At 43.0% G+C, this 12,011-nt stretch carries 9 protein-coding genes; 2 read left to right on the top strand and 7 right to left on the bottom strand.

What is annotated here, in order from left to right; translation table 11 throughout:
* Window positions 1–175: 175 nt before the first annotated feature.
* From QUF73_03950 to QUF73_03930, 5 genes are all read right to left on the bottom strand, one after another.
* The gene (locus tag QUF73_03950) at window positions 176–748 is read right to left on the bottom strand and encodes a response regulator (protein ID MDM5225353.1); all 573 of its coding nucleotides are present in this window, start codon (window positions 746–748) and stop codon (window positions 176–178) included.
* Between the two features lie 2 nt (window positions 749–750).
* Entirely contained in the window at window positions 751–2,175 is a 1,425-nt protein-coding gene (locus QUF73_03945) for a sensor histidine kinase (GenBank protein ID MDM5225352.1), read from the bottom strand.
* A gap of 180 nt (window positions 2,176–2,355) precedes the next feature.
* Window positions 2,356–3,222, bottom strand: coding sequence for an ethanolamine ammonia-lyase subunit EutC (gene eutC / locus QUF73_03940; protein ID MDM5225351.1), 867 nt, complete (start codon window positions 3,220–3,222; stop codon window positions 2,356–2,358).
* Window positions 3,223–3,238: 16 nt separating this feature from the next.
* On the bottom strand, window positions 3,239–4,597 hold the full coding sequence (locus QUF73_03935) for an ethanolamine ammonia-lyase subunit EutB (protein ID MDM5225350.1): 1,359 nt from the start codon (window positions 4,595–4,597) through the stop codon (window positions 3,239–3,241).
* Window positions 4,598–4,806: 209 nt separating this feature from the next.
* Window positions 4,807–5,844, bottom strand: coding sequence for a P1 family peptidase (locus QUF73_03930; GenBank protein MDM5225349.1), 1,038 nt, complete (start codon window positions 5,842–5,844; stop codon window positions 4,807–4,809).
* A gap of 109 nt (window positions 5,845–5,953) precedes the next feature.
* Between QUF73_03930 and QUF73_03925 the strand changes: the two genes are divergently transcribed.
* Window positions 5,954–7,129, top strand: a complete 1,176-nt coding sequence (locus QUF73_03925) for an MFS transporter (GenBank protein ID MDM5225348.1) — start codon at window positions 5,954–5,956, stop codon at window positions 7,127–7,129.
* A gap of 742 nt (window positions 7,130–7,871) precedes the next feature.
* Here QUF73_03925 and QUF73_03920 read toward each other — a convergent pair.
* Both QUF73_03920 and QUF73_03915 read right to left on the bottom strand, forming a co-directional pair.
* Complete coding sequence (locus tag QUF73_03920; protein ID MDM5225347.1) at window positions 7,872–8,657, bottom strand: SDR family oxidoreductase; 786 nt, start codon at window positions 8,655–8,657, stop codon at window positions 7,872–7,874.
* Window positions 8,658–8,669: 12 nt separating this feature from the next.
* Window positions 8,670–9,443, bottom strand: a complete 774-nt coding sequence (locus QUF73_03915) for a class I SAM-dependent methyltransferase (protein ID MDM5225346.1) — start codon at window positions 9,441–9,443, stop codon at window positions 8,670–8,672.
* A gap of 642 nt (window positions 9,444–10,085) precedes the next feature.
* Between QUF73_03915 and QUF73_03910 the strand changes: the two genes are divergently transcribed.
* Window positions 10,086–11,735 (top strand): M14 family metallocarboxypeptidase, encoded by a 1,650-nt coding sequence (locus QUF73_03910; GenBank protein ID MDM5225345.1) that lies wholly within the window; start codon window positions 10,086–10,088, stop codon window positions 11,733–11,735.
* Window positions 11,736–12,011 lie beyond the last annotated feature (276 nt).

The raw sequence follows: 12,011 nt of genomic DNA, 5'->3' as shown, positions 1-12,011 counted from the left end.
AATCCCTCCCTAAAAAGTTTTATATGTTAACGGAATCCTGCAGCTTCTTTACAAGAAAATAGGATAAAATAGCAGTTTGATAGTATAAAAATAGGTAAAAAGACAAAAAGGTGCCGTACGTCAGCTGTTGCAGACGCATGGCACCTTTGCCTGTTCTATCCACTTGTAAAAGATATTAAGCGTTATATTTTACTATGATACGCTTTGCCACATTTTCCAGTGTAACCTGTTTGTTCATGCTGATCTTTCGCATTTTTCTAAAAGCATCGTCTTCAGGCATGTTAAACTTTTGCATTAAAATGCCTTTTGCTTTTTCAACTATTTTTCTTTCATTTAACTTTTGATTCATGGATTCCACTTGTTCCCGGAATGCATTTGCATTCTCTGCCTGCCTGAGGGCAATTTCAACCGCAGGAATCAGACTGGCTTCATTAACAGGCTTAACAAGGTAGCCGAGTATATTTGCCTGTTTGGCTTTATCAATATATTCCCGCTGACTGTATGCTGTAAGGATCAGGATGGGTGTATTGATTTTGTTGGAAATGATTTCACTTGCTTTTAGTCCATTCAGATTAGGCATCTTGATATCCATCAGGATTAAATCAGGCTTTAATGAAAAAGCAAGCTCAACCGCCCTTTCACCATCGCCTGCCTCAGCAACTACTTCATAGCCAGCATCCATTAGCATCAAACTTAAGTCCATGCGGACAATCGATTCATCCTCCACAACCATAATTCTTTTTTTCACAGCTATTCCGCCTTCCTTTCAAAGGGAAATTGCACAGCTGCAATGGTCCCTGATTCAGCCCGTTCGATTAAAAAATGACCGGATAGATCATGCTCGATCATCATTTTCACAATATCTAAGCCTAGAGAAGGTTTTGCTTCCGGGGAATACCCTTCACCGTTATCAATGACTTCAACCTTAATTTCGTCATTGGAATATTCGAAACAGACTTCGACTATCCCTTCATTCATATGTTTAAATGCGTGCTTTACACAATTCTGTATAAGTTCATTGATGACCAGAGACAGGGATACAGCTTTTTCAGAGTCGATTAAAAGCTTTGGTCCCCTGTACTGAATATGTATCTTTTTCTGCTCGTGTTTTGCTTCATGGACCAGCATATTGCCAACTTTCTCTATTAAGCTGTAAATATCTACTTCATCCACACTTGAGCTCGAGAGAATAATTTCATACACCGAAGCAATACTTGAAATGCGGTTCAGACTTTCCACGAAATGCACCTTGCTTTCTTCCGGCACACCCCTTCTCATCTGAAGCCTCAAAAGGCTGGCAACAGTCTGCAGGTTATTTTTAACACGGTGATGGATTTCCCGTATGGCCACAGATTTAACAGCAATCTCCCGTTCCTTTTCCCTGAGCTCTGTGAGATCTTTAAGTATGATGAAGGTTCCATTCGACTTACCGGCAAGATCAAGACTTATTTTCTTAACACGGAATACCTTATTCATCATTTTCATTTCTTTTACAAGGAGCTCTTCCGGCTCGTTAAGAATTTCTTGAATACATGGAAAACAATCAATCAGCGGAACACCGGGCCTGCAATTTTCCTTTCCAATTTCGTGAATGAGATTGGTTGCTGCAGGATTGTTATAGACAACTTTATTTTCATTGTCAATAAAGAATAGCGATTCCTCAATTACCTCTGGAATGATCGGCCGATCTTCTGCCATGCCAATGAGTATACCGCTCAAGGTTTCAGTCGCTTCTGATAACGCTTCCATTTTGAGCTGCCGCTGAAGCTTCTCACTGATGTCCTTCTCCATAATCAGCGCTCCGATGACACGGTCCTCTGATCCTTTAATCGGCACCACGCTTTGTTCCACCGTCTTGCCCTCCTGTGTTAAGGCGCGATTGAGAAACATATTTTTCCCTGTCCTCAGGGTATATAAAACGGCGGGTTCAAAAGCTTCATAGGCGAACTTGCCTGCTACAGGCTTCTGATAAACGGATTTAGCAGTATTTGGGGCAGCTTCAGCTACTACTATCGCATGTTTGCCTTCTTTAGTAGGGCAATCAACAAAAACGTTTGCCTGGTTCAAATCGGCGATTAATGAAAGATTTGCAGAGACCTCTTTAATTCTTTCGACATCCATTTTTGAAAGACTTGTATGAAGAGTGCATAACTCTTCGACTGAGAAGTTTGGCATAGGCGGAGATCTCCCAATAAATTTTTAAAAGTGTCAGAATATATAAAAATATTATAGGGAATGCAGAAGAATGTCAACATCGTTTTCGATTGTTTAATAGGAAATATGGTACAGTTATGGAATTCTCCTGGAGAATGGAAAAGGCAGCTGGAAAAAATGGAATCCTGCTGCCTTCCTACACTATTTAAGCTGTGCTAATTTTACACCGCTGGCTTTATGCTTTAATATTACCTCTATTAAATCGGCCAGATGGGCACCCGCCTCAACAGGGGGGACACCTCCCTCATGAATATTGCTGATAACAGTACGATCTGCTTCGACAGTGTCCTCATTAGGCTGGTATATCAGGTAGGCACTAATGCTTTTAGCGGTTGCCAATCCAGGCCTTTCTCCTATGAGTGAAATGACGCAATCACAATTGACAATAGAAGCTAAATCATCCTGAATCCAAACTCTGCTCCGCTTAATAAAAACTGGATTTCCAATGGTTATATTTTTCGATGATAAACCCTGGACTAGCGCAGGCAGCAGATCTCTTATATTTGCCTCAACACCTGTTGAACTCAATCCATCCGATACAATGATTTGAACCTGTTTATTTTTCGGAAGGTTTTCTGCAGCCCATTTTCTGGATGTATCATTGAGTTGTCTCCCGCTGTCCAGGTCCATTAAGTATTGGTCCATCGTTTCAGATTTTGAAAAGAGCACAGGCAGCTTTAATTCCTTCAGCAAATCCTCAGAAACGTCTTTAAACACTGCGTCCTGGGCTGCTGCGTGATCTATCCTGAATTCCAGGTAATTCTTTGTTTTCATTCGTGTTCCAGTATGTCCTATCCCAATTCTGGCTGGAGTAATGGATTGCACCTTCTCGATCTCTTCCCGATTGGCTGGCTGTTCTACACCCACTTGTTTGATCTGTTCGTAAATGATATTACGGACATTTGATTCCTCTGATTCTGCAGATTCTTTTGCCACATGCTGGCTTTTTATTTGCCCTTCTTTTTGGAGCTCTTCCATTACCTGCTTTACGATTGTCTGAATATCCATTAGTCTTTCCCCCTTCCTACTTAAAAATAGATAGATCTCCCGCACGTTCGGTTAGTTTGCCATTTTCCATAATTCCCATTTTCACAAGCCATATTTCGAATTCACGAAGGGGGCGGAGCCCAAGCATTTCTCTTAAGCTTGCATCATCATGATAGCTGGTATCCTGATAGCTTAGCATAACGTCGTCTCCTCCAGGCACGCCCATATAAAAATTCGCACCGGCAAGAGCAGTCAGCATACCGGCGATTTCCTGATCATTTTGATCTGCCTGCATATGGTTGGTATATGTAGGGGCTATCCCCATTGGAAGTCCATGCATTTTCCCCATAAACAGGTCCTCGAGATCTGCACGAATTACCTGTTTGCCGTCATAAATTGTCTCAGGCCCGATAAAACCTGATACATTATTAACCATGAACGGCTTCCAATGCCGGGCGTATCCATAGGTACGTGCTTCGAGTGTCTGCATATCTATTCCAAAATGGGCATCAAGCGATACTTCCGATCCCTGGCCAGTTTCAAAGTATAGCTGATTCGGGCCAGTAGATGTGCCTTGTGTGGCCATCAGCTGAAAGGCTTCATCAAGAATTTCCTTTGAAACTCCAAAATCATCATTTGCCGCCTGTGTCCCCGCAAGGCTTTGGAACATAAGAGCTATAGGGGCTCCTTTTTTGAGGGCATGCATTTGTGTTGTAATATGGGCAAGAACACAGTTCTGCGTTGGGATTTCCCACTTTTGAATAAAATCATGAGTCATATGTAAAATCCTCGAGACTGATTCCACAGAGTCATTGTTGGGGTTCACACCTATAACAGCATCACCCGAACCATAGGACAGGCCTTCTTTCATAGATGCAAGAATACCCTCGGGATTATCAATGGGATGATTTGGCTGACAGCGGAATGCCAGGCGTCCAGGCTCGCCAATCGTTGTATTGCAATGGGCAGTTGGCCTGATTTTCTGTGAAGCCATTACAAGGTCAATGCTCGACATCAGCTTTGCTGCAGCGGAGATCATTTCGCTCGTCAGACCCCTGCTGATTCTGAACAAATCCGAGGTACTGGTATGGTGTGACAAAATATAATTCCTTAATTCTCCAACAGACCAGTTTGCGATATCTTTATAAATAAAAAGATTAAGATCATCATAGATTATGCGGGTTACTTCATCCGTATCATATGCAATAACCGGATTCTCATATATTTCCTTAAGTGTTATTTCACTTAACACCACTTTGGCTGCCATTCGTTCAAGAGAAGATCCAGCAGCAATGCCTGCCATTTTATCCCCAGATTTCTCCTCACTGGCTTTTGCCAAAACATCTGCAATTGAACGGAATTGATAGGTTTCATTCTTTAATTTACATGTAAACATAAATTGCCTCCCTTCGAATATAGGGAGCGGTCTGCACCAGCTATAATCTTATTAGTAAGCGGTTACATTCTGCTCCATACAAAAAGGCGCCTTAACAGAATAAGCCATAAAACAGCTTACCTATTAAGGCGCCCTCACCTGGTATTTTCACTTGTCCATAATTATATCAAGTAATTAACTGAAAAGATAGACTTTTTCGAATAAATGTCTTATGAAAACATCCCCTCCACTACTCTTCCCTCCCGTCCTTTCGTCGTTACTCCCTGGGACAAGGAATTCAGAATCGCTTCCTCCGCGGCTTCTGCAGCACCTTGAAAAAGCCTATTCATAAGCGGATGGTCGTCTCTGATAAAACAGGCATTTTCCATCATATTGATGCTCCCGTGAGAAACTTTATTGGCAGTTGAAAAAGCAATGACGATATCCCCGCTGCCATTGCTGAAATGGCTGCCTGTCCTGCCGAGGCCAATGCCGCATCTTTTGGCAAGCCTTTTCAGCTGCCTGTCACTGACGGGTGCGTCCGTGGCCAGGATGATCATAATTGAGCCATCAGGCGTGTCTTTGGTTTCCTGCGGAATTTCTGACAGGCCGTATTTGCTGAATGGAAATTCGTCTTTATTGCCAAAATTGGTGACCACCAGACACCCGATTATGTAGTCTTTTGAGCTTTGTTCTTCGCTGATGATTCGCGATGACGCTCCTGCTCCGCCCTTATATCCGAAACACACCATGCCTTTCCCTGCTCCGACCGCACCTTCCTCCGCTCTTTCCGGATTGGCATTTTCAATGGCTGCTATTGCATGTTCCGGTCTCACAGGAAGTGTCCGAATGGAATTTAGGTACCCATCATTGCATTCTCCCACGACGATATTGACCGTTCCAGTTGTGTCTCCAATTTCAGGAGTGGTTCGTAACAAATATTCCAGGGTTCCATGTGTGACCGCCGGAACCCCAAATGTGTTTGTCAGCATAATGGGAGATTCAATCAGGCCTAATTCTTCAACCTGAACCAGACCCGTCGTTTTTCCAAAGCCATTGATGACATAGCTTGCTGCCGGGACCTTTTCACGGAATAAATTTCCTCCATGGGGCAAAACTGCGGTTACGCCGGTACAGGCATATTGGCCATTATTGAGAGGATAGTCCAGAGTGATTTGGCCCACCATGACCCCTTCTGCATCTGTGATGCAATTCTTTTTGCCAGGCTGCAGTTTTCCAATCGTTATTCCTCTTTCTCTAATCTTCATTTGGTTCCTCCTTAAAGTGGCATTCATTAGAATTTCCATTTGTTTTCATTTATAATAGAAAAATATTTAGATTACCTAATCATTTTACATCGTTTTTGGGAGGATTTATATGGCTCATACTCTAGCAAAAAAACAGAATGCAGGCTCTGAAAAGATTTGGTCCAGAGATTTTGTGCTCATATTGATGTCCAACTTTTTTATTTTTCTCGGATTTCAAATGACATTGCCCACCATCCCTCTTTTTGTAGAAAAATTGGGAGGAAATGACCAGCTGATCGGGATTGTAGTCGGCATTTTTACATTCTCTGCTCTGCTATTGCGCCCTTATGCAGGACATACGCTGGAGACAAAGGGAAGGCGTTTTGTCTATTTAACGGGCCTTGCGATTTTTGTACTTTCAGTTGGTTCATTTGGATTTGTTAATAGTCTAATCTTCTTATTTGTCTTAAGGATTGTCCAAGGATTTGGCTGGGGTTTTTCAACAACAGCCTCCGGAACCATTGCCACCGATTTGATACCTGCTAAGCGGCGCGGGGAAGGGATGGGCTACTTCGGTCTTTCCGGGAACATAGCCCTGGCTTTCGGTCCCACCCTGGGACTGGCGCTTGCCGGAGTTATATCTTTCAAACTCTTATTTTTAATTTGTGCCCTGCTGGGTTTAGCCGCACTGGTATTATCATCAAGAATCAAGTACAAGCAGGCTGAAAAACAAAGTGTTCCCTTGAAGCGATGGGATATCTATGAAAAAAGTGCCTTAAGGCCTTCATTTCTTTTATTTTTCATTACCGTTACCTTCGGCGGCATCGCTTCGTTTCTCCCAATATACTCTGCTCAAAAAGGCATAGGCGGAATACACTGGTATTTCCTGCTGTTTGCGATTGCCTTAATGATTTCCCGGACTTTTGCCGGCAGATTATATGATCAACGGGGACATCAGGCTGTGTTTTTACCTGGTGCGGTGCTGATTTTAGCAGCCATGTTTCTGCTGGCATGGCTGCCGAACAGCATGATCATGTATATAGCGGCCATTCTTTATGGTCTGGGATTTGGATCTGTCCAGCCTGCCCTACAGGCCTGGTCTGTCAAAGAAGCGCCTGCCAATCGCCGCGGGATGGCCAATGCAACGTTCTTCTCCTTTTTTGATCTCGGAGTTGGGATAGGTGCAATGGTCTTTGGCCAAATCGCCCATTTGTTTGGCTACAGCAGCATTTATATGACTGCAGCCGGTTCGGTAGGAATCTCCATACTATTATATATCTGGATACTGATTACAAAACGAGGTTAACGAGAATGACGATTTTCCTAAGAGATGCGGAAAATCGTCTTTTTTTTATGCTGAGTTTTCCAGCAGGTGCACCGGGTTTTTACTCTCACACCGGGATTTTCGATTTCTCTGTCCGAAGTTGGCCCGGGTTCGGGCTCTCACACCACGATTCTTGCCTTCACAGTCCAAAGCTGCACACGGGTTCGGTCTCTCACACCGGGTTTTTCGACTTCTCTGTCCGAAGTTGACCTGGGTTCGGACTCTCACGCCGGGTTTTTCGATTTCTCTGTCCGAAGTTGGCCTGGGTTCGGACTCTCACTCCGGATTTTTCGACTTCTCTGTCCGAAGTTGCACCGGGTTCGGACTCTCACTCCGGGTTTTTCGATTTCTCTGTCCGAAGTTGCACCGGGTTCGGACTCTCACGCCGGGTTTTTCGATTTCTCTGTCCGAAGTTGGCCTGGGTTCGGACTCTCACTCCGGGTTTTTCGACTTCTCTGTCCGAAGTTGCACCGGGTTCAGACTCTAAAACCTGGATTTTCGACTTCTCTATCCGAAGTTGCACGTGGTTCGGACTCTCACTCCGGGTTTTTCGACTTCTCTGTCCGAAGTTGGACCGGGTTCGGACTCTCACTCCGGGTTTTTCGATTTCTCTGTCCGAAGTTGGCCCGGGTTCGGACTCTCACACCACGATTCTTGTCTTCACAGTCCAAAGTTGCACACGGGTTCGGACTATCACTCTAGCTGTCCGAACAAAAAAAGCTTGCTATAAAGCTTTCACCATCCCGCCATCGACCAATATGGAGCTTCCCGTCACATAGCTGCTTGCGTCGGAAGCCAGGAAAGTTACGACATTCGCAAATTCTTCCGGGGTTCCATATCTGCGCAGCGGGATATTGCGTTTGGCTCTTTCTGCTACTTCTTCTTTGGAGATGTTTTGCTGGTCCGCGTTATGCTGATCCAGATAATCAACTCTGTCCGTCGCAATCCTTCCCGGAGCTACTGTATTGATTAAGATATTATAAGCTGCCAATTCCTCTGAGAGTGTTTTGGTCAGACCGACAATGCCCAACCGGAATGTATTGGACAGCAGAAGTCCTGGTATCGGCTGCTTAATGCTTGAAGAAGCAATATTAATGATCCTGCCGCCATTTTTCTTTAATTCGGGAAGTGCTTCCCGGATCAGTCTTACATGGCTTAATAAATTTAATTGAAATGCTTTTTCCCAATCTTCATCTGTTAAGGTTTCAAACGTTCCCCCGGGAGGTCCGCCTGCATTATTGATTAAAATATCGATTCCGCCAAGTGTTTCTGCCGTATATTTGACTAACAGTTTTATTTCTTCCGGATTTGTAACATCTGCACGGTGATACTGAACATCAACATGATATTGGTCACGGAATTCCTTTTGAACGGCTTGCAGTTTTGCTTCGTCCCTGCTTGTAATCATCACATCGGCGCCTTCCTGTGCAAGCTGTGCCGCAATTGCTTTTCCCAGCCCCTGGCTTGAAGCCACCACTAGCGCTTTTTTATTTTTCAGGTTTAAATCCATCACTGTTTCCTCCTATTTTTTCACGCAAAGTGCCATCCATTCATCCACTTTAAAGGATTGCACCCTGCCTTCATGAAATTCGATTTGAAAGTAATCCGCAGCAGCTTGATCAGCCTGCAAAATATAATCTTCCACTGCCTTAATCTGTTCGTCACTTTCGGCTGTCCTTCTTACCCAGGACGGAAATTCAAATTTTTTCTTCCTGCTCTTCGAGTTCATTTCATTCAGCCCGGAAGCAGCAAACAGCTTTCTCCACTCTCCTGTCGACAAACACCGGTAATGACTGTCATCCCGGAATTTCTCGACAGTGTTCATATAGTCAGCCAGCTCTTTTTCATCTGGTGTTACGTTATCGATCATCAGGAAATGGCCGCCTGGTTTTAAAACCCTTCCAGCTTCCGAAATGAACTTTTCCGGATTCGGAAAATGATGAGGGGCTATCCGGCAGGTGACCGCATCAAAGTATTGATCCAGAAATGGCAAAGCTTCAGCATCCGCGAGGACATACCAGATGTTTTTAAAGCCTTCCAGATGGCTTGCGGTATTGGCCAGCATTTCTTTTGTCATATCAGATGCAAAGACCTGAGAAACAAAAGGTGCCAGACTTTTGGCCACATGCCCGCCTCCTGTTGCGATATCTAATACCACCCAATCTTTCTGCGGTTTCAGAGTTTGAACGAGCTGGTTAAGCTCAGCTAAATCAGCATGAATTTTGCTTGTCACATATTTTTCTGCATTTTTACCGAATGTATTTTGCACCTTTTTCTTTACTCCATCCTTTTCCATATGAAATCACCCTCATTAAAAGTAGGATCAGCACTACTAATTATGTTCTATACAAATCCTTATAATCCTGTCAGTTTAATAGAAAAAGAGCCTGCCACTTGTTAAATGGCAGGCATCCGATTATCTTGCAGGTACAAGTATAAGGTTTCCTTTTGTTTGCCTCGACTGCATTCTTTCATGCACTTTGGCAGTCATCAAGAGGATGGATTTCCCCAATTGTCAGCTTCAGCTTTCCTTCAGCTGCATATGTCAATAATTCCTTCATGCTCGGCTGCAGCAGTTCGGGTTTTCTCATAATCTGCGGAAAGTAAAATCCGATTGCTAATTGGTTCCGTCCCATTAAGGATGAAGGATAAAACCGGCTTTGCTTATCAACTTATTTTCAGAAAATTTATAAATTTTATAATTTCAACTCCTAACCAAAGCACTGTTTTTATTGAGATAGGAAGTAGGGAATTTTTGCTAGTTAGAAACAATTCTATTTCGTTCCCCGAATTATATTAGAACTAAGCACCTACAATTACTTCTTTTTAAACAAATCATTCATTAAACTCCTCAATTTATACTATTCTAAATTTTTTGACACTTAAAATATTCTTCATCTATTATTGAATTGAAATTAGAAGAGGAGGAAATTAGCCGATGAAAAAACTAGTAAAAAAACGCACTATTCCTGTACTCCTGTCTGCTGCTTTATTGGCTGCACCCGTGGTTCAGGCAGAAACTCCCTATTACGGGAAATCATACAGCCAGCCTGAACAAGTAAGACACCTCTTTCCTGAAATCGAGGTGACTGACAAGACTCCTGCCTTTTCAAGGGACGGGGATGCATTTACTTCTCAAGAAGAAATGATGTCTTACATAAAGCAGCTCGAAGCTAAAAGTCCTTACCTGACTGTTAAATCAATCGGAACATCTCAAGAAGGCCGTGAAATACCAGCCCTTTATTTCACAAAGGATAAGCATATAAGACCAGGTTATTTATCAAAAAAGCCGATTGTATGGGTTCAGAGCCAGATTCATGGCAACGAACCTGCCAGTGGTGAATCTATCCTGGCCCTGGCCAACAGGCTTGCCGGTGATTTAGGCAAGGACGTTTTGGACGATATTAATGTCATTGTCATACCAAGAGTCAATCCTGATGGTTCCTACGCTTTTACAAGACAGCTTGCCAACGGCCTTGACGGAAATCGCGATCATATAAAACTCGAATCACCTGAGGTCAAGGCAATTCATGAAGAATTCAAAAAATATTCACCGGAAGTCGTGATTGATGCTCATGAATATTCAGTGTACAGCAGTGCTTTTAATCAAGTTGGAGAACAGGGCGCGTTGAAGTATCACGATATTCTGATCCAGTCTGGCCGAAACCTCAATATACCGGAAAAAATCCGTCAGGCATCTGACAGTATATTTGTTGAACCTGCTATGGAAGAGCTTGAGAATAATGGCATCTCCGCAGAAATTTACTATACAGCAGGCCTGGATGACCAAGGTGAAATTGAAATTATCGAGGGCTCCACTGAACCAAGAATTGGCCGGAATTCATTCGGACTTCAGCCAGCATTCTCCTTCCTGGTAGAAAGCAGAGGCATTGGCATCGGCCGTGAAGATTTTTCGCGCAGAGTGAACGCCCAAATTGCCACTCATGAGAGCATTCTTAAGCAAACAGCCAGTCATGCAAGACAAATTAAAAATCTAGTAGCATTTGAAAGACTTAATCTTATTAAAAAAGGCCTAAAACCAAATGACAATGACCCAATAATCATTGATAGCGAAAACAAAGAGATCGAGAATGAGACTCTTGAAATGGTTGATATTGCAACAGGCACTGTTCAGGATATCCCTGTTAAATACTTAAGTGCTACAGACGCAGAACCAACATTGGTTAGGGATAGACCTACTGCCTATTTAATAAAGCCAGGTCATGACGAAATCGCGGAAAAATTAAAGGATCAAGGGTTAAAGGGCTTTAAACTCCCGAAAAATGTAAGCCTTCCAGCTGAAGCCTTTACAGTTACCTCTAAGGAAGGTGCTGGGAATTATGAAGGCAGGGAGCTTGTTGAAGTTGAAACTGAGGTGACTAAGAAGGACATCACCTTCCCGAAAGGAACTTATGTTTTTCTGACCGCTCAGCCTCAGACAAATCTGCTTTCCCTGTCGCTTGAGCCTGAATCAGTGGACAGTTATACAACATTTGGCTATGTTCCTTCTGAAATTGGTAAGGAATTGCCGATTTACCGCTTCACCATTGATCCGAAGAAATCAAACATGAAACCGTTTATGAAATAGAAAAAATGCTGCCGCATAATTTTAAATAGTTCCGTTTTTGAGAAGAAACATGTAAATTGTATATGAATTAGCATATCAATTTGTAATTGGTATGCTTTTTTCATTGGTAAAGTAAAACGGTCCATCGGAAAATGTATATAGTGAGGTTTGGATGGCAGTAAAGAAAAAAGTTAACTATAAACTGGGATGATTATTCTATATACAAAAGTGTTCTTCCGAATATCACAAATTAAAATAAAAAAAGGATGGGGTTTCATTTAATATGGCCCCACCTTT

This window comes from Cytobacillus sp. NJ13 (assembly GCA_030348385.1).
Classification (GTDB): Bacteria; Bacillota; Bacilli; order Bacillales; family Cytobacillaceae; genus Cytobacillus.
Note: the sequence above shows the minus strand (reverse complement) of the source record. Positions and strands in the feature narration are given on the sequence as shown.